18 protein-coding genes and 1 riboswitch are annotated in these 19703 nt (G+C 39.3%); of the genes, 14 read left to right on the top strand and 4 right to left on the bottom strand.

Features of this window, described 5'->3' with window-relative positions:
• Window positions 1-21 precede the first annotated feature (21 nt).
• Entirely contained in the window at window positions 22-1350 is a 1329-nt protein-coding gene (gene brnQ / locus H7U01_RS03705) for a branched-chain amino acid transport system II carrier protein (RefSeq protein ID WP_201041141.1), read from the top strand.
• Window positions 1351-1478: 128 nt separating this feature from the next.
• Entirely contained in the window at window positions 1479-2429 is a 951-nt protein-coding gene (gene msrB / locus H7U01_RS03700; protein ID WP_201041140.1) for a peptide-methionine (R)-S-oxide reductase MsrB, read from the top strand.
• Between the two features lie 885 nt (window positions 2430-3314).
• On the opposite strand, the gene H7U01_RS03695 is transcribed toward msrB, so the two are convergent.
• Both H7U01_RS03695 and H7U01_RS03690 read right to left on the bottom strand, forming a co-directional pair.
• A complete protein-coding gene (locus H7U01_RS03695) occupies window positions 3315-4664 on the bottom strand; it encodes an MATE family efflux transporter (RefSeq protein WP_201041139.1) in 1350 nt (449 codons plus the stop codon).
• 63 nt (window positions 4665-4727) lie between these two features.
• Window positions 4728-5561, bottom strand: coding sequence for a helix-turn-helix domain-containing protein (locus H7U01_RS03690; protein ID WP_073685800.1), 834 nt, complete (start codon window positions 5559-5561; stop codon window positions 4728-4730).
• 128 nt (window positions 5562-5689) lie between these two features.
• Between H7U01_RS03690 and H7U01_RS03685 the strand changes: the two genes are divergently transcribed.
• Complete coding sequence (locus H7U01_RS03685; RefSeq protein ID WP_070438161.1) at window positions 5690-7258, top strand: ABC transporter ATP-binding protein; 1569 nt, start codon at window positions 5690-5692, stop codon at window positions 7256-7258.
• A gap of 120 nt (window positions 7259-7378) precedes the next feature.
• On the opposite strand, the gene H7U01_RS03680 is transcribed toward H7U01_RS03685, so the two are convergent.
• On the bottom strand, window positions 7379-8647 hold the full coding sequence (locus H7U01_RS03680) for a nucleobase:cation symporter-2 family protein (protein ID WP_201041138.1): 1269 nt from the start codon (window positions 8645-8647) through the stop codon (window positions 7379-7381).
• Window positions 8647-9228 (bottom strand): xanthine phosphoribosyltransferase, encoded by a 582-nt coding sequence (locus tag H7U01_RS03675; RefSeq protein ID WP_084914395.1) that lies wholly within the window; start codon window positions 9226-9228, stop codon window positions 8647-8649. The genes H7U01_RS03680 and H7U01_RS03675 overlap by 1 nt, the downstream gene beginning before the upstream one ends.
• Before the next feature lie 148 nt (window positions 9229-9376).
• Window positions 9377-9472: riboswitch (purine riboswitch) on the bottom strand.
• 205 nt (window positions 9473-9677) lie between these two features.
• On the opposite strand from H7U01_RS03675, the gene H7U01_RS03670 reads away from it, so the two are divergent.
• The 11 genes from H7U01_RS03670 (at window position 9678) to H7U01_RS03620 (ending at window position 19522) form a co-directional block, all read left to right on the top strand.
• Complete coding sequence (locus tag H7U01_RS03670; RefSeq protein WP_004182305.1) at window positions 9678-10358, top strand: response regulator transcription factor; 681 nt, start codon at window positions 9678-9680, stop codon at window positions 10356-10358.
• A complete protein-coding gene (locus H7U01_RS03665) occupies window positions 10348-11322 on the top strand; it encodes a sensor histidine kinase (protein WP_201041137.1) in 975 nt (324 codons plus the stop codon). Before H7U01_RS03670 ends, H7U01_RS03665 begins: the two co-directional genes overlap by 11 nt.
• A 142-nt stretch (window positions 11323-11464) precedes the next feature.
• Entirely contained in the window at window positions 11465-12223 is a 759-nt protein-coding gene (locus H7U01_RS03660) for an ABC transporter ATP-binding protein (protein WP_037602164.1), read from the top strand.
• Window position 12224: 1 nt separating this feature from the next.
• Entirely contained in the window at window positions 12225-14225 is a 2001-nt protein-coding gene (locus H7U01_RS03655) for an ABC transporter permease (protein WP_037602162.1), read from the top strand.
• 84 nt (window positions 14226-14309) lie between these two features.
• Complete coding sequence (locus H7U01_RS03650; RefSeq protein ID WP_004182309.1) at window positions 14310-14804, top strand: YkgJ family cysteine cluster protein; 495 nt, start codon at window positions 14310-14312, stop codon at window positions 14802-14804.
• 12 nt (window positions 14805-14816) lie between these two features.
• A complete protein-coding gene (locus H7U01_RS03645) occupies window positions 14817-15482 on the top strand; it encodes a hypothetical protein (protein ID WP_037602160.1) in 666 nt (221 codons plus the stop codon).
• Between the two features lie 137 nt (window positions 15483-15619).
• The gene (locus H7U01_RS03640; RefSeq protein ID WP_201041136.1) at window positions 15620-16297 is read left to right on the top strand and encodes a hypothetical protein; all 678 of its coding nucleotides are present in this window, start codon (window positions 15620-15622) and stop codon (window positions 16295-16297) included.
• A gap of 70 nt (window positions 16298-16367) precedes the next feature.
• A complete protein-coding gene (locus H7U01_RS03635; protein ID WP_201041135.1) occupies window positions 16368-17249 on the top strand; it encodes an ABC transporter ATP-binding protein in 882 nt (293 codons plus the stop codon).
• Window positions 17246-17983, top strand: coding sequence for an ABC transporter permease (locus tag H7U01_RS03630; RefSeq protein WP_201041134.1), 738 nt, complete (start codon window positions 17246-17248; stop codon window positions 17981-17983). Before H7U01_RS03635 ends, H7U01_RS03630 begins: the two co-directional genes overlap by 4 nt.
• Before the next feature lie 10 nt (window positions 17984-17993).
• Window positions 17994-18443 (top strand): cytidine deaminase family protein, encoded by a 450-nt coding sequence (locus H7U01_RS03625; RefSeq protein WP_201041133.1) that lies wholly within the window; start codon window positions 17994-17996, stop codon window positions 18441-18443.
• A 143-nt stretch (window positions 18444-18586) separates the two neighbouring features.
• Complete coding sequence (locus H7U01_RS03620) at window positions 18587-19522, top strand: bile acid:sodium symporter family protein (protein WP_201041132.1); 936 nt, start codon at window positions 18587-18589, stop codon at window positions 19520-19522.
• Window positions 19523-19703: the final 181 nt, after the last annotated feature.

Genomic DNA, 19703 nt, shown 5'->3' with positions numbered 1-19703 from the left:
TGTTTTAGATTGGAGAAACTTATGTTAAAAAAGGGAAGCCTTACAGCTTTATTGTTGTTTGGTATGTTCTTTGGAGCGGGAAATCTGACCTTTCCCCCTCAGTTAGGCTTTGAATCTGGAGGTCATTTTTGGCCAGCCATTGCCGGCTTTGTCCTATCAGGTGTTGGTATTGCCATCCTGACACTGGTTATCGGGACTTTAAATCCTAAGGGTTACATTCATGAGATTTCTCAAAAAATCTCGCCTAAGTTTGCCTTGTTATACTTGGCAGTGCTTTACTTGTCTATTGGACCATTCTTTGCCATTCCAAGGACAGCAGCGACAGCTTTTTCAATTGGTATTTCACCAATGGTCGGCAATAGTCATACTAGTCTATGGTTACTTGCCTTCACAGCGGTTTATTTTGCCTTGGCTTTATGGATTGCAATGAATCCTTCTAAGATTTTAGATAGTATTGGTCGAATCCTGACACCTATTTTTGCTCTATTAATCGTTATTTTGATTGTAGTTGGTGCCTTTAAATATGGTGGTCATAGCACACAGACAGCAACAGAAGCTTATAAAGCCTCAGCCTTTGGTAATGGTTTCTTGGAAGGGTATAATACCTTAGATGCTTTGGCTTCGGTAGCCTTTAGTGTGGTGGCAGTAGTAACCCTCAATCAATTAGGTTTTAAATCTAAAAAAGAGTACATCTCAACCATTTGGGTTGTAGGTATTCTGGTTGGACTGATGTTCTCAGGTTTATACTTAGGTCTAGCATTCTTGGGTAACCATTTCCCACTTGATACATCAACTTTGGGAGAAGGTGCCAACCTTGGAGCAGCAGTTCTATCAAGTGCAACACAGGCTATCTTTGGTCCGATTTCACAGATTTTCCTAGCAGTTATGGTAACAGTGACGTGCTTTACGACAACAGCAGGATTGATTGTGGCGACTGGTGAGTTCTTTAATAAGGCCTTCCCACAAGTATCATACAAAACCTATGCTATTGTCTTCACATTTATTGGATTTGCGATTGCCAATTTGGGACTTAATAATATCATTGCTTTCTCAGTACCAGTACTTTTGGTTCTCTACCCAATTACAATCACAATTGTTATGATTGTGATTGCTAATAAGTTTGTGGCCTTGTCTAAACCTGGTATGCAAATTACAGTTGCTGTAGTGACGCTTATCGCTTTGCTTAGTGTAATTGGCAGCCACTTCAAACTCGCAGGACTTAATGCCATCATTAACTTCCTTCCATTATCAGGAGCATCACTGCCATGGTTGATTCCAGCTATCTTGCTCATCCTCCTGTCTCTCGTCTTACCAGATAAGATTAAGAGCGAAAGCTTCGAAATGGAATAAAAATGAATCCTATCACAGATGTGGTGGGATTTTTTGTGTCTCCAAGTCACCTTAAGAGCGAAATCTTCTTAAAAGCGTTACACTTAAGGCGTGGAGATACAAGTATCTAGTGAAGGGAGTGTTTAAAAATGTCAAATCCAAATAATCATATCATCTATCTTGCTGGTGGCTGTTTCTGGGGTGTGGAAGAGTACTTCTCTCGTGTGCCTGGTGTGTTAGATGCCATTTCGGGTTATGCCAATGGTCGTAGTGAGACGACTCGTTATGAGCTCATCGGTCAGACGGGTCACGCTGAGACTGTTCAGGTGACCTATGATGCTAGCAAGGTGTCATTGCGTGAGATTCTGCTACATTTTTTCCGTATCATCAATCCTCTAAGCAAAAACAAACAGGGGAATGATGTGGGAACCCAGTACCGTACGGGTGTTTACTATACTGATGTAAATGACTTGCCAATCATCGAGCAAGTTTTCCAAGAAATGACTGAGCAATACGGCCAGCCTTTGGCGGTTGAATTGTTGCCTCTGAAGCACTTTATTCCTGCAGAGGATTACCATCAAGATTATCTCAAGAAGAATCCTAATGGCTATTGCCATATAAATGTTAATCAAGCAGTTAATCCTGTTATTGATTCAAGTGCTTATCACAAGCCAAATCAGGAGGAGCTTAAGGAAAGCTTGAGTCCAGAAGCCTATGCTGTGACCCAGGAAAATGGAACGGAACGTGCCTTTACGAGTCCGCTTTGGAATCAGTTTGAGCCTGGAATTTACGTTGACGTAGTGACTGGTGAGCCCCTCTTTTCATCCAAGGATAAGTTTGATTCAGCCTGTGGCTGGCCGAGTTTCTCTCGCCCCATTAGTCCTGAGGTAGCCAATTACAAAGAAGACCATTCTCACAATATGGAACGCATTGAGGTCCGTAGTCGTGTGGGTGATTCTCATCTTGGCCATGTCTTTCCAGATGGTCCAAGTGACAAGGGTGGTCTACGCTATTGTATCAATGGCGTAGCGACACGATTTGTTCCTAAAGCCGATATGGAAAAAGAAGGTTACGCCTACTTACTTGACCAAGTAGACTGATTATTCACTAGTATTAAGAGATTTTCTAGCAGAAGCTTATCATAAAATAAGAGGTTGGTACTGCTTGCTACCAGCCTCTTTTGCATGTAAAAGAAATTATTGAAAGCCCTTTAAATCTAACATAACATGTGACCTAACCGTTCAGGACAAAAAAGTGACCTTTCATTACATTTTTTAACAATTTAGGCAAAATTGTTTTACGTTTCAAATAAAAAAATAGTACACTATAATAGTGAGAAATCTGACAAGTGTAAATGTGTCCTTCTCCTTAGCTTTTGCTGGTTTTGGCGTCTGTAAACATTATTGTACTTTGTGTAATAATGAGTCTTCCCAACCTCCCAATATGATTTTATATGTCTTAACTTACCAAAACAAGACTAGCAAGAGAATACTAAGATATTTCCTTAAGAAGTAATGACAGCACTTGTTAGATTTTGTGATAACATTCAGATAGTCCTAAGGACTATTTTATTGTGCTAAATCTTTTTGACGGAGATTATTATGGAATGGATAAATAAACTAATCATATTAATAGCCATTTGTGTCTTGTGGTTCTGGTCTTTTCTTTTACTTCCTAAAACAGGGGAGAAAGTAGTTTATCTTTATCATTTCCTAGCTCTATGTGGTTTAGTCATGATTTATGTTGCCCTAGTTGATCCAGCTGGTCTCTGTGATACTTTTTTCAATATTAAACATCTATGTTTTCATTAATGAATCCAGTTTGGTAATAGGTCAGGAAAATCTGAATTTAATTAATCACTCATCAAAAGAAGCTTTCTGTGTATTGATAACAGTTTATCTGTTTTCAATATGCAGGAGTTTTTTTTCTGTATTATCGAGATTTGGACATAGAAAAAGCAGTCGGAAAAGACTGCTTCAGGTGTGTTACTGTTGTGATTCGTATCGTTTGACGATTCTATTTAAGCGCCATTGGTAACAGAGACCACTGACGATAAGACTGGTAATCAGGCCAATCCAGTAACTATAGGGACCAAGTCCAGTGACTTTTTCAAGCAGGAAGCCAACTGGGAGGGTGATGCCCCAGTAGGTTAGGATACCGAGATAAAAAGGTACTTTGGAATCTTTATAGCCACGCAGGATTCCTTGAAGCGGAGCCGCAAAGACATCTGCCACTTGGAAGAAGAGGCTATAGGTCATGAAAATGGCCGTCATTCTCAAAAAGTCAGGCTCATGCCCATAAAGTTCAGCCAAATCATAACGCAAGAAGTAGAGGAAAATCAAGGTAAAGATAGAAAATCCTAGGGCTGTCAACCGTCCCAGCTTGCTGTAGCTCTTGACGGCATCCATGCGTCTGGCCCCAAATTCGTAGGAAATAATGATAGCCATGGCACTGGAAATGCTGAGAGGGAAGGCGTACATGAGATTTGAGAAATTCATGGCCGCCTGGTGACTAGCAATCACTAGTGACGGATACTTAGACATAAGCAAACCAACACCAGAAAAGATTGCGACTTCCGCAAAGACGGTCCCACCAATAGGGAGACCTAGTTTAAGGGCGTCAAGCAGAGCTGCTTTATCAAGGGGTTGAACCTTTTCAATGTGGTAGGGCTTAATCTTTTTATGCTTTCTGATAACCGAGATGGAAATAAGGAGAAGGGCCCAATAAGCCATTGAAGTTCCCAGACCTGCCCCGGCTCCACCTAACTCTGGTAGACCAGCAATGCCATAGATGAGGAGGAAATTGAAGAAACCATTGAGAGGTAGGAGCAAAAGCATGAGATACATGGAAAGGCGCGTGAGGCCAAGGGCATCAAGGAAGGAGCGAACCACGCTAAAGAGTAGAAGGGGAATAATCCCAAGACTCAAAAAGCGTAAATAACCAAGGGCAACCTTTCTGACCAAAGGCTCCAAACCTAAATGATTCAAAACCAAGGGTGCCCCTAGAAAAACGAGGGCAAAGAGGATCAGTGATAGACCCAAAGCCATATAAAGAAATTGATAGAAATCAGGTGCCACTCGGTCCTTGCGACCTGCCCCTAGATGGTGTCCGATAATAGGAACTAGGGCAGATACGATACCTGTTAAGAAGGTGAAAAAAGGACTCCATAAACTCGTTGCCATGGCTACCCCCGCCAAGTGTAGGGCATCGTATTGACCAGTCATGGTAGTGTCCACAAAAGCTGCTGAAAAGTTGGCAAACTGATAGATCAGTATGGGCACAAAAATCTTGAAGAAAACAAGAAATCGCTCACGGAGAGAATGTGTTTCGTGCATTCTGTTTTCCTTTCTAAATTTTTCAAATTATATAATCATTGTACAACTGTTATCCAATAAAGTCTATAATTGACGGAAAGTTCGGTCCCATTCTCTCAAATTATCGTCATCTCCCATAAAAGCCAAGTAGTGGAGAATTTCTTTATGTATAGTCTTTCCCATATTCTTATCGATAAATTTATAAAGGTATGCGGCTTTTAGTTCTTTAAGATAGAGTTTTTGTAACATGAAATAGTCTGGTAATTGAATAGTTTTTAGTTCGTTTATATAGTAGTCACTATCTTCTTGATTTCCGTAAAGAATGATTTGGAAAATACAACGACTGATAACTTCTAAAGTGATTCGATCTAAATTATTTCTAGGATTTTTATTGAGTATTGATAGGAATTCCTTAATGTAGATTTTTAGCGCATCTTCTGTGAAGATATCCTTTACCATATTCAGTAAATTAATATCGAGAAGTGTCCAAATATCAATAGAAAAGAAGTAGTTTTGAAGTTCTGTAGCAATATCTTGGTTAACTGACCGGTTTTGAAGTTTTGAAACCTGACAGTCAATACAAAGACTAATCAGATAATCACTATAATTGGTTTCTCCTAAAATGCGAAACTTTTCTGCGACTTGCTCCAGTGCTTCAAAGTCTAGATGATTTGAGGCTTGATTGAATTGATTAGCAAGTTTTATGTAGGTTTCGTCCACAAGATATTCTTGTTCGAAAAATTCATTATATTCGACTTTTAGATGTTTTAAAAGTTTGAAAAGAGTATCATTTGAGAGTGATGTTTTGTTATTTTCAAAGTCTGAAAGACTCGCTACAGATCCAGCTACTTGAGCGAGTCTCTGAATAGTGTATTTTCTCTGTTTTCGAATCTGTTTAAATTTTTGACCTTGTTCCATATAAAATTACCTTATCGGATTTCCGAAATTTCAATAGTTGATACTATTAGTAAACTAAAATAATAGTATCAAATGGAAGGAGGTAAAAGCAATGATTATTGAAAAAATAAATCAGTTGCTATTTCATAATGGTGGTTAATTTTTTTAAGCTACTTCCTAAAAAGGACATTATACTTTATATCATTTTTGCACTTCTTTATTCCTGTCAAGGAATTGTTATTCCTGTAATTATCCAGATGGCAGGTCATATAGATAGTAGTGATAGTCGGGATTTAATAGTTTTTACATTTTCGAGTATCTCTCTTTGGGTGGTTGTGTACGCTTTTATGTATATAGAGAATATTCTGCTTCGTTCTATTATTAGAGCGTTTAATGTGAGCCTATCAGAAAATATTTTAAAGAATCATGCTGTCTTTCCTAAAAACATCTCCGATTCTGAGCTTTGCTCACTCTTGACACAAGATCTTGGAATTGTAGACCAGGAGTTCCTCCAATCTTTTCTTATCTCGCCAGTGTGGGGTGCCTCTGTCCTAGTATCTGTAATTTATCTGCTCAAACAAAATCTTATTGTGGGTAGTCTTTTTACTGTAGGTGCCTTTCTGATGATTTTGCCTCAGTTTATATTTAAGAGAAAGTTAAAAGAGTCAGGAGAATTACTAAGTAGCTCAAAAGAGAAAAATTTAAGAGCTATTACAGACTTTGGTAAAGGGATTGAAACGATTATTTGCAACCAAGCAGAAAAAGAGAATGTAAAGCAAACTCTCATAACCCTTAGTGAGATGGAGACGACACAATTTAAGTATTATACACTTCAGAATTTAGTTATGTTTTGGACAGGACCTCTGAAAGCTGTCGGCTTGATTGGACCATTTGTGATTGGTCTTGTCATGAAACAAAATTCAATTACTACACTTATTGCTATGATGTCTGCTTCAACATATCTTATTAACCCCTTACAACAGATTCTGGAGGCTATTGCAAGTATTCAATCAAGTCAAGTGATAAAAGATAAATTATTGACATTTGGAAGTGAGTCAGAAATTCCTTCAAAAGGGCTTCACATACATACTTTAGAAGAAATTCAGTTAAAAAACGTCACTAAATCTTATGATAATCAAGAGATTTTTCGAGATGTTACGGTTACTTTTTCATTGTCTCAGCATAATCTTATAGTTGGTGATAGTGGTATTGGAAAAACAACACTTTTTAGGTTAATATCAGGGCAAGATAAGGCATATAGTGGGAAAATCATTTTTAAAAGCATTGATGGAAGGGAGCTGACTCCAAATTTAGATAATATTGCAATTATTCATCAAAATCCCTATGTCTTTCATACAAGTGTGCGACATAATCTAACTCTTTATCAAGATTATTCTGACTCATTGCTCATTTCAACACTAAAAAAAGTTGGACTATGGGAGGCTTGTTGTCATCAATTGGACTATGAATTAACTGGAGATAACTTTTCAGGTGGTCAAATCATAAAACTTGAGATTGCACGTGCTATTTTGAGGGAAAAGCAGGTTTTACTTGCGGATGAGATGATGGCTTCTTTAGATGCAGCAAGTTCAAAAGAAATAAGTAATGTCTTGAAACAGTTACCTAATAGTATTATAGAAATTGCCCATCATTACAAACTGGAAGATTATGATGCTGTCTATAGAATTGAAAATAAGTCAATCGTAAGAATTAAATAGCAAGAGCTACATTCAGTAAAGCAAGACAGAGTAGTTGCTTAGTCTTTTCTTTTGCTTTACAACTTGAATATTTTAATTTCAAAGAAAACACCTAAGTCAAGTGACTCAGGTGTTCTTATGTTATTTTTCTTTTTTCTTATGGTTCAAAATGGCATTGAGGACGATGGCAAGCAAGCTTGCAACGACGATACCGTTTGAGAAGAACATTTGGAAAGCATTTGGTAGGCTGTTGAAGAGGTTGCTGCCGTTAAGACCAACCCCTGCAGCGATTGATACCGCAGCAATCAAGAAGTTGTGTTCGTTGTTGGCGAAATCAACACGTGCCAAGATTTGCATCCCTTGGATAGAAACAAAACCGAACATAACAAGCATAGCACCACCAAGGACTGGGCTTGGGATGATTTGAGCCAAGGCACCAAACTTAGGAAGGAGTCCAAGAAGAACAAGGAAACCAGCTGCATAGTAGATTGGCAAGCGAGTCTTGATACCTGACAATTTCACAAGACCAACGTTTTGTGAAAAACCAGTGTATGGGAAGGTGTTGAAGAGTCCACCAAGGAGAACAGCCAAACCTTCAGCGCGGTAACCGTTACGAAGGCGAGTGCTATCGAGTGGTTCTTTGGTAATATCAGAGAGGGCCAAGTAAACTCCAGTTGATTCAACCATAGACACGGTAGCGATAATACACATCATGATGATTGATGACAACTCAAACTTAGGCATTCCGAAGTAGAATGGTGTTGGCACGTGGACAATAGGTGCCGCAGCCACTGGTGAGAAGTCAACCAAGCCCATGCTTGCTGCGATAGCAGTACCGACAACCAAACCGATCAAGATTGAGATGGATTTGATAAATCCTTTGGTGAAAATATTAACCAAGAGGATGATGAGAACCGTGATAGCGGCAAGGAAGAGGCTTTGACCAGTTGGTTTATCAACATTGTTTCCCATATTTCCGATAGCGACAGGGATGAGGGTCAAACCAATAGTTGTAATGACTGATCCTGTAACGATAGAAGGGAAGAGATTGGCCACTTTTGAAAAGACGCCAGAAACGAGGATAACATAAATCCCTGAAACGATAAGGGCACCAAACATAGCACCGCTACCGTGTTTCTCACCAATCATAATAAGTGGTGCTACTGACTGGAAGGCAACCCCAAGAACAACTGGAAGACCGATACCGAAGTATTTATTAAGTTGAAGTTGGAGGAAGGTTGCTACACCACACATGAAAATGTCTGTTGAAATCAAGTAGGTTAATTCATGAGCTGAATACCCCAAGGCTCCAGCAATCATGATTGGCACCAGGATTGATCCCGAGTACATGGCAAGTAGGTGTTGCAGTCCTAGGACCGCTGCCTGCGAGTGTTTCTCTTTGTTTTGCATTAGATGTCTGCCTCCTTAAATACGACCTGACCATTTTCAAAACGATCCAAACGAGCAAGTGAAACGACTGGATAGCCAGCTTCTTCCAGAAGGGCACGACCATCTTGGAAAGATTTCTCAATAACGATACCAACCGCTTCGACGTGTGCACCAGCTTCTTCAATGATTTGAATCAAGCCTTTGGCAGCTTGGCCGTTAGCTAGGAAATCATCAACGATGAGGACCTTATCTTCAGGAGTGAGGAACTTGCTTGCGATAGAGACAGTACTAGTCACCTGCTTAGTGAAGGAGTAAACCTCAGCGGTGAGGATCCCTTCATTCATGGTGATATTTTTAGCCTTCTTCGCAAAAATCATAGGGACATCCAAGGCCTCAGCAGCATAGAGGGCTGGAGCAATACCAGATGCCTCGATAGTCACCACCTTGGTGATGCCTGCATCCTTGAACCTTTCAGCAAAGACCTTTCCAATCTCACGCATGAGGTCAAAGTCCACTTGGTGAGTGAGGAAAGAGTCAACTTTGAGGATGTTCTCCCCAAGGACATTCCCATCTTTGAGAATGCGGTCTTCCAGTAATTTCATATTACCTCCTATAAAAAATATAACTAAAGTGTATTTTGATTTTTCCCAGATTCTACTATGACTCTGACAAAGATCAAAACCATCGAATAACAGAAAAAGGCTTGCAAAGCAAGCCTTTAAAATCATAAAAAGACGGTAAAATCTTTTGATGACTTTCTGACTTACTCATTGTTAGGTGTTACGGCACCTTGTAGAAACGTCACGCCGATTCGTGACATAAATAAGTAATGTTCTCATTGTTCGATGAAGCTGTCGTTGGTTGATGATAAACCAACATCAACTCTATTATAATACTATATTTTCTTTGAAGACTCAAAGGATTTTTCCTATGAAAACGCACTATTTTAAAAGTTGGAAAATTCAATCTAACATTATTGTAAGATTTGCTGAGAATTGTCGTTTCTTATAGCATTTTTGTTATAATAGTGGGAAATGAAAGAGGTAGAGTTATGCATAAGATTTTATTAGTGGAGGACGACGAGGTTATCCGTCAACAAGTCAAAAAAATGCTAGAACAGTGGGGTTACGAAGTTGTTCTTGTTGAAGATTTCATGGAAGTATTATCTATTTTTGTAAAAGTAGAGCCCCACTTGGTTCTTATGGATATTGGTTTACCTCTATTCAACGGTTATCATTGGTGTCAGGAAATTCGTAAGGTCTCCAAGGTGCCTATTATGTTCTTGTCTTCCAGAGATCAGGCCATGGATATTGTTATGGCAATCAATATGGGTGGGGACGACTTTGTGACTAAACCTTTTGACCAAAATGTTCTCCTAGCAAAAATTCAAGGGCTTTTGCGTCGTTCTTATGAGTTTGGTAAGGATCAGAGTCTCTTGGAATATATGGGTGTGATTCTGAACCTTAAGGCCATGGATTTGGTTTATCAGGGAGAGGTCGTTTCTTTGACAAAGAATGAGTTTCAGATTTTACAAGTTCTTTTCGATCATGCTGGTAATATCGTTAGTCGGGAAGACCTGATGAAGGAGCTTTGGAATAGTGACTTCTTTATTGATGACAATACCTTGTCAGTTAATGTAGCTCGTTTACGTAAGAAGTTAGAGGCAGTGGGTTTGAAGGATTTTATTGAAACCAAGAAAGGTGTTGGCTACGGGTTGCGTCATGATGGGTAAGTGTCAATTTATCAAATACCATATTAGGTCTCGTCTGACTTTCTATCTTTTATTTGTCTTTAATGCAATCATATTGGTCTTATTTGCCTTTTTATTTGAAGAGGCGGCAGATATTCTTTATTACGCCTTGACCATAATGACATTTGTGACTATCATCATGGTTATTTGGGACTTGGTTAGGTCCTATCGCTCTTATAACTTAGCCTTTCTCTATGAGGAAATCACACCATCAAGTCCTTTAGAATTTTACCTAACCCAAACTTTGGAAAGTGCTAGGGAGAGCCAGATGTCTCAGACTGAGGAGGAGCGCAAGCGCTATACAGATTTGATGGACTACTATACGCTTTGGGTACATCAAATCAAGACGCCAATAGCAGCTAGTCAATTATTGCTTCGGGATATTACGGATAGTAAAACGAGGGCTCTCTTGGAGCAAGAGGTATTCAAGATTGATTCTTACACCAATTTGGTTTTGCAGTATTTACGTTTGGAAAACTTTCATGATGATTTGCAGTTGAGGCAGGTTGCATTAGACCCCTTAGTTAAAGAAGTTGTTAAAAAGCATAGTCTTTTCTTTATTCAAAAAGGATTGACTATTAATCTACATGACTTGGATGTTAAGGTCGTTTCAGATGAAAAATGGCTCTTGGTTATCATAGAGCAGGTCTTGTCAAATAGTTTGAAGTACACAAAAAGTGGTGGCATTGAAATTTACTTCAAAGATAATGGGCTTCATCTTAAAGATTCTGGGATTGGTATCAAGGATAGTGATATTTTACGTGTCTTTGAGCGTGGTTTTTCAGGTTACAATGGCCGCTTGACTCAGCAGTCGTCTGGGTTAGGTCTCTATCTTTCTAAGAAGATTGCTGATCAGCTTGGACATGAGATAAGTATTAGCTCCCAAGTAGGTCAAGGAACCACAGTTTCCATTCATTTTCAAAAGAAGAAGTTAGCCATTGATTGATAACTTACAAAAGTGTAAGAAATTAGACGACAAATGAAAGCAAGGGTTATGGTTTTGCCCCTGCTTTTTCTATAAAATGGTATCGAAGTTAAGTAAGAGATTCCTAAAATCTCTCCTAATTCTACTAATAAAGGAGCTTATTATGACATTACTAGATGTTCAACATGTTAAAAAAATTTATAAAACACGTTTCAAAGGAAATCAGGTTGAAGCCCTTAAAGATATCCATTTTACGGTTGAGAAGGGTGAGTATGTTGCTATTATGGGTGAGTCTGGTTCAGGAAAATCAACCCTGCTCAACATTCTTGCCATGCTTGATAAACCAACGTCAGGGCGTGTCTACCTTAATGGTATGGACACAGCAACTATTAAAAATAAGGATGCTTCCAGTTTCCGTCGTGAAAGATTAGGGTTTGTTTTCCAGGATTTCAATCTTTTAGATACCCTATCAGTTAAAGATAATATCCTGCTACCTTTGGTCCTTTCTCGACGCTCAGTTAAGCAAATGATGACACAAGTTGAAGCTATCAGTCGTCAACTGGGAATTCATTCCTTGCTAGAGAAGTACCCTTATGAAATTTCAGGTGGTCAAAAGCAAAGGGTTGCAGTTGCGCGTGCGATCATCACTAAACCAGAAATCCTCTTAGCAGATGAGCCAACAGGCGCCTTGGATTCAAAATCTTCAGCGGCACTCTTGGATGTCTTTGAAACTATTAATGCCAGCGGTCAGACCATTCTTATGGTAACTCACTCAACAGCGGCCGCCAGTCGTGCGCAGCGTGTTTTGTTTATTAAGGATGGTATTCTTTATAATCAAATCTTCAAAGGGGATAAGTCTGAACATCAAATGTTCCAAGAAATTTCCGATACACTAACTACAATGGCAAGTGAGGTGAACTAATATGTTTCGTCTAACCAATAGACTGGCTTTGTCCAATCTCATAAAAAATCGTAAGCTTTACTATCCGTATACATTGGCAACTATTCTGGTTATTGCCATTACCTATATTTTTACATCTTTAACGCTTAATTCGCATCTGGATGACTTACCTGGGGCAGATGCTATCAAGATGGTTTTGGGGTTGGGACTTGGGATTGTCGCCCTATCCTCTGGGATTATTGTTCTTTATGCCAACAGCTTTGTCATGAAAAATCGTTCAAAGGAGCTTGGTCTCTATAGTGTGCTAGGCTTAGAGAAACGTCACCTCTTTAGCATGATTTTAAAAGAAACGATGATTATGGGTTTTGTGACTTTGCTTCTAGGTATAGGTGTAGGGGCGCTATTCGATAAACTCATTTATGCTTTTCTTCAAAGGCTTATCGGTGAAAGTACTGGTTTGGTTTCGACCTTTCAAGTAATGACAATTCCTATTGTTCTTGTCATCTTTGCTTGTATTTTTAGTTTGTTGGTTTTGGTAAATGGTTTCCGATTACTACGGCTTAATCCTTTACAATTAACTAAAGATGGCCTTAAGGGTGAGAAAAAAGGACGCTTCCTAGTTATTCAAACCCTTTTAGGACTTGGGACTATGGGATATGGTTACTATCTTGCTCTTTCTGTTCAGAATCCAGTAACGGCTATTATCAGTTTTTTCCTAGCTGTTTTACTGGTCATTTTAGGGACTTATCTTCTCTTTAACGCTGGGACAACAGTAGTTCTACAACTCTTGAAAAAGAAGAAAAGCTACTATTACAAGCCTAATAATATGATTTCCATTTCCAACCTTGTCTTTCGAATGAAGAAAAACGCAGTTGGGCTTGCTACCATTGCTATCCTCTCAAGTATGGTTCTGGTGACTCTTGTAGGTGCTGCAAGTATCTATGCTGGAAAAAAAGACTATTTGGCCAGTGCTGCTCCACATGAGTACTCAGTTACCGGAACGAATGTAGATGTAACAAGTACACAAAAGGTTATGGATGATTTCTTATCACAGTCGGGAAATCAGGTAAATAGAAAAACGGAAGTAACTTACCTCTACTTTGGTATCAAAGAACAAGAAAAAAACAAGCTAACCATCTTTTCTGAGAATGAAAGAAAAGTTCTACCAAAGTCAGTTTTTCTTGTCTTCTCACAAGCAACTTATAAGCAATTAACAGGTAAAGACCTCAATCTGACTTCAAATCAAGTTGGCTTATTTACTAAAAATAAAATATTGAAAGATCAAAAGAGTGTCTCTATCAATGGTCAAAACTACCAGATTCAGGAAAGCCTTAATGACTTTATTAAAGGTAAAGTACCTAATATCTTTACAACCATAGTTTCTGATTATAGCTACCTTGTCGTTCCTGATATGGATAATTTTAAAGAAAGTATCAAAGGAACAGCAACCACTCAATCTACTTATGTTGGTGTTAACGTCAAAGACCCTACACATGAAGCCAAGAAAAATTCAGATTTGCTAGACAAACTCACGGATAAAGAAACGCAACAGTTAGCTGGACAAACTACTGGTGTCCCTGGGCCTAACCTCACTGCTAATAGCCGATATGATGTAGAAGGGATGCTAAATGGCTTTGTTGGCGGAACCTTATTTATCGGTATTTTCTTATCCATTATCTTTATGCTTGGCACAGTTCTCGTGATTTACTATAAACAGATTTCTGAAGGTTATGAGGATCGTGAGCGCTTTGTTATTCTTCAAAAGATTGGGTTGGACGATCAACAAGTCAAGAAAACCATTCGTAAACAAGTTCTTACTGTCTTTTTCCTCCCTCTGATTTTTGCCTTTACACACTTAGCCTTTGCTTACCATATGATCAGTTTGATTGTGCGTGTTATTGGGGTTCTCAATCCAAATCTTATGTTAGTGGTCACTATTATTGTTTGTGGCGTCTTCTTCCTAGCCTATGTCTTGGTTTTCGCCCTAACGTCGCGTTCTTATCGTAGAATCGTATCGATGTAACTAACATAGAGTCTAGTTCAAGCTAGGCTCTATTTCTTTTATGCTATAATAGATGAAAGAATTATAAATCATCGGAGAAAACACATGTCACAGACTATTGATGTCAAACGTTACGAGGAATTGGCACGTCAAAAGCAGGGGGAGCACCGTAAATTTCTAGCACAACTCAAGAAGAAAGCCCCTAAAAATTTAGATAAGATTGTTCAGCAGGTACACAATGAAGTTTTTCAGGAGATTGATTGTGTCCAGTGTGCCAATTGTTGTAAGACACTAGGCCCAGACTTCACAGAGCAGGACATTACTCGTATTGCCAAGCATTTTCGCATGAAGTTACCTGCTTTCGAGGAGATGTACTTGCAAGTAGATGAGGATGGCGATAAGGTCTTCAAGTCCATGCCTTGTCCATTTTTGGGGCCTGATAATCTCTGTGACATCTATGATGTCCGCCCCAAGGCCTGTGCAGCCTTTCCTCACACAGACCGTAAGAAAATCTATCAGATCAATCATCTGACTATTAAAAATACGCTTTTCTGTCCAGCAGCCTACCTTTTTGTGGAAAAACTCAAGGATAGGATTTAGAAAGGAACTGTTATGAGACGCTTTAATGCAGGTGTTATCACCCTACTTATCATTGCTGCCTATTTTATCGCGACAGCCTTTATTCCAGATTTGTATTTGGCCTTTAATTATAAGTTGATTTTGGCCTTGCTTTTTGTGCTTTTGAGTTGGCAATCTAAGGGGAAATTTCTCTTTTTCTTGGGAATGGCTTTTCTATCAACCTATATTCATGACCTCTTTAGATTGGACTATTCAGAATGGACCCTGTTTGTAGGGATTCTTATCTTGGGAATTGCGGTGGACCGTTTGAGCAAGCCAAGTTATAAAAAGAACTTCTCTTACAAGGTTTCTAAAGAACATGAGCGAGAGATTTTTGCTAAGACCTTATTTTCAGAGTCTGTTCAGGTGGTGACTTCACAAAACCTCGAAACTGTCTATGCCAATGCCGATTTTGGACGTTTGACTTTAGATTTGCGTCAGGCTCAGTTTATGACGGACCGACCTCAGATTGTGGTTCAGGCCAATTTTTCTCATGTTGTCATTCGAGTGCCTAAGGATTGGCAAGTGGATACACATGGGCTTCATACAAGCCTAGCAGGAGTGAAAGGCTACGATAGTCTGGGAGAGCGAGACTTGTCTAGCACTACAGTTTCTCTAACAGGCTCAGTATCCTTTGGACAGGTAACTGTCAAACATTGAAAAATGATGAAAGGGCGAAAGCTCTTTTTTCTTGCAAATCCTTTTAATATAACATTGAATACGTTTACAAATAGTGCTATACTGATAGTGAAAATAATTGGAAAATTGCAATCATTTCTTTAGAAAGGAGTTTTCTTATGGAACGATTTAATCTTCGGTCCTTCTTGTTGCTTTTACTAGCAGCTTGTTTTATCGCTAGTGCCTTTATTCCAGATTTTTGGATCATGGTCAACTATAATCTGGTCTTCTTCGTGGCCTTCTTTTGTTTTGGTATCTTGAATAGGCGACCTCTCCTTATTTTTCTTGGTTTGGCCTTCTTATCACCCTATGTTCATGACTTGTTAGACCTCGATTTTGCACAGTGGAATCTCTTTAGCGGTATCTTTCTAATAGGTTTGGCCTTAGAGTTTCTCTATGGCAATAGGCAAAAGAAGGGTCTCACTAAAGACTATAAGGTCAATAAGAACGACCAAGAAGGACCACATATTTCTGTTAAGACATATATGGCTGAGGATAGGTATCGCATCTATTCTCAAGAAGTCGAAACGGTTGATATGAATCTGGCTTTTGGTGAGCTGTGGCTGGATTTGAGTCAAGCCAGCTTTGCATCAAGTCAAGTAGCAGTTCATCTTGATGCTAAGTTTGGTGAAGTTCATATTCGACTTCCTCATGCTTGTGTCATGGACACCACTGGAATCTCACATCCCCTATCATCTGTAAAGGTGGATCGTTTTGAATCTGATTTAGAGCAAGTTGAAACAAGGCTTCATCTGAGCGGAAGTCTCTTCTGTACGGAGTTGGAAGTGGAGTATTAAGGGAGTCCAATGATATCAGCTCTATTGTCAATTAGCATGGTTCCTATACAAAAGAAAGGAAATCACAGGTATGAGTGAAACGGTTATTCAAGTCACATCCCTTGGAAAACGCATCAAGGGAAAGACCATTTTAGAGGATATTAGTTTTGAGATAAATCAGGGAGATTGTGTCGCCTTGATTGGACCTAATGGGGCGGGTAAGACTGTCTTGATGTCTTGTATTCTTGGAGATAAAAAGCCCAGCAGTGGTCAGGTCTTCATTGATGGTAAGGCAGGTAAGGCCAAAAATAAAATTGCCGTTCTCCTTCAGGAAAATACCATTCCAAATAGTTTGAAAGTGGAAGAGCTGATTGCCTTCTTCCAATCTATTTCTGATAATCCCTTGACCAATCAAGAGGTTCAGGAACTCCTGCAATTTAAGGAAGACCAGTACCAGCAGTTTGCGGACAAACTCTCAGGTGGGCAAAGACGTCTTCTGGCTTTTGTCCTTTGTTTGATTGATAAACCTAAAATCCTCTTTTTGGACGAACCGACAGCGGGTATGGATACCTCCACTCGTCAGCGTTTCTGGGAGATTGTTAATGATTTGAAAAAATCAGGTGTGACCATTCTCTATTCCTCTCACTATATTGAAGAAGTGGAACATACGGCTGACCGTATCTTAGTCCTCCATCAAGGAAAACTTATCAGAGATACTACGCCATACGCTATGCGACACGAGGAGAAAGAGAAGCAGGTCACTCTTTCAAGTAGCTTTGTTAACATTGTTCATGGCTTGGAAGATATATATGAGATTACTGAGAAGAGAGATGTTATCAGCTTCATGACCAAAGATATCGAAAAGGTATGGCAAAGACTCGAAAAATCAGGCTGTGGAATTTCTGATATTGAAATCCAAAATAAAACACTCTTGGATAGCCTATTTGATTCAACAAGGGAGGACAAGGCATGAAAGCATTACTAAAAATAGAATGGATAAAAACATGGCGTAGCTGGCCAGTCTTTATCATGGGAATCGGGATACCCGTCGGATTTTTCCTCCTTTTTTCAAGTATTTTCTCAGCGCCTACTCCAGAAGCCCAAAAAGAGTTTTTGCTGTCTTATATGTTAACCATGACTGGCTTTTCTATGTCTAGTTTTGGTTTGTTCACCTTTCCCTATATGTTACAAGAGGATCGAATTGAACACTGGTTGACCTATATCGAGCACTCAAAGGTTAGTATCGCAGCTTATTATCTTTCTAAAATTTTTCGTGTGCTTCTAAACTTTATGGTTGCTATCATTGTGACCTTTTGTGTAGGTGCCTTTTTCCGAAATGTAGAGATGCCATTCTTTAGATGGCTAGGATCAGGTGCTCTTTTACTCTTGTCCAGTCTACTCTTTCTAGCTTTTGGTTTACTTATCGCTCAGATTAAATCTCAACAAATCATGTCTCTTGTAGCTAATATTATTTACCTTGTCTTGCCTATAGTGAGTGGTTCATGGGTTCCTATTTCCATGTTCCCTAAGTGGGTTCAGAGTATCTCTGAGTGGACACCTGTCTATCATGTCAATGAATTGGTCGTTAATTTTGCTATCAATGGGAAATTTTCATGGAAATCGCTTTTGTTTATTTTGGCTTATACTGCAGTAGCAACAGGGCTTGCCCTCTTTATCAAGTCTCATAGAGAAAGTGATCGAGGTTAAAGGAGAAATAATGGATATTTGGCAGAAAATGTATGAAAAGGCTCAAGGCTTGTATCAGCCACAGGAAGTCTCAGACTTTGTCTATGCTAGACACGTTGTGGCTGCTGTTGAGTCTGAAGATGGGCAAATTTTCACAGGCTTTTGTATGGAAGGAACTTGTGGTGTTTTCCACCTATGTGCTGAAAGGGCTGCCCTTTTCAATATGTATCAAGAAACTGGTCAGACTAAGGTCAAGCGTATTATCGCCTTTCGTGACCAGCCACCTCATGGTGGACCATCTGGCATGCCTTGTGGAGCTTGTCGAGAATTTTTAATGGAACTGCATCCCGACAATAGTAATTTAGAGTTTATGGTTGACTACGAAACACGTCAGACCTTCACTTTGGGAGAATTGTTACCACTGTGGTGGGGAGAAGAACGGGCTCAACAATTTGAAGAAAAGTCGCAAGACAAGGCTTAAAGTTAATAGAAATCACAAAATCCTCGCATGTTAAGTGTGAGGATTTATTTTTTTGAAATTAATTTCAGAAAATTCGAAATTTACCTTGAAATTCAAAATGAAAGTGCTATACTATATCGTGAAAATAGAAAGAAGGTTTCATTATGGAGTCACTTGTATCTTTTAGTAAATGGCTCAGCAAATGGTTTACTGTAGCTGTTATCCTCTGGGCGGCCTTTAACTACGCCCTTCCTGCAACTAGTAGTTGGGTCATTCCCAATACGGCTTATCTGCTTGGTTTGATTCTCTTTGGTATGGGGCTTACCTTGACAACTGAAGATTTTAAACGTATTGCTAAGCGTCCAATTCCAGTTGTTCTCGGGACTGTAGCTCACTATGTCATCATGCCTGGTTTGGCTTGGTTGCTTTGTATGATTTTCCCTCTGAAAGGTGCGACAGCAGCAGGGGTTATCCTTGTTGGCTCTTGTCCAAGTGGGACTTCATCGAGTGTCATGGCCTTCCTTTCAGGTGGGGATGTTGCCTTGGATGTCTCTATTGAAACCCTCTCAACTCTCTTGGCACCACTCATGATTCCAACCCTCTTGTCATTCTTGGCTGGTCAGTACGTGAGTGTCCCTGCCCAAAGTCTCTTCCTTAGTACCTTGCGTATCGTGGTTGTCCCTATTATCTTGGGGGTACTCGTTCACTCAATCTTTGGTAAGAAAATTGATGCCATTATCAAGATTATGCCTTTGATTTCTCAAGCTGCTATCCTCTTGATTGTTGGAGCAGTTGTTTCTGCCAACCATGCCAATATTTTCACAGCAGCGACAGCCCTTGTCATTCCAGTCGTTATGCTCCACAATCTTTGTGGTTATGCCCTTGGTTTTGGATTTTCAAAAATCCTTGGTTTGGAAGAACCCCAACAAAAAGCCATTACCTTCGAAGTGGGGATGCAAGACTCAAGTCTTGGAGCAACCCTTGCCATGAAATATTTCGTGCCACAAGCTGCTATCCCATCAACTATCTTTAGTATTTGGCACAATATCTCAGGTTCTATCCTCTCATCATGGTGGAAGAACCATTCAAAAAATAATTAGTAATATAATGAAAAGCTGACCTTGAGTTGGCTTTTATTTTTTAATAAAGAATCTTTTTCGAGACTTTCCTTAGGTGATGACGGACGTCAGTGAACTATAAAGAAGTTCCATGCCTAAGTTTCGAGTCTAAGGTCTAGAAACTTCCGAACCCCTGAAGTTTAAGTTCTTCAGTTTTTTTTAT

The organism is Streptococcus sp. 21.1 (assembly GCF_016648635.1).
Lineage (GTDB): Bacteria > Bacillota > Bacilli > Lactobacillales > Streptococcaceae > Streptococcus.
Note: the sequence above shows the minus strand (reverse complement) of the source record. Positions and strands in the feature narration are given on the sequence as shown.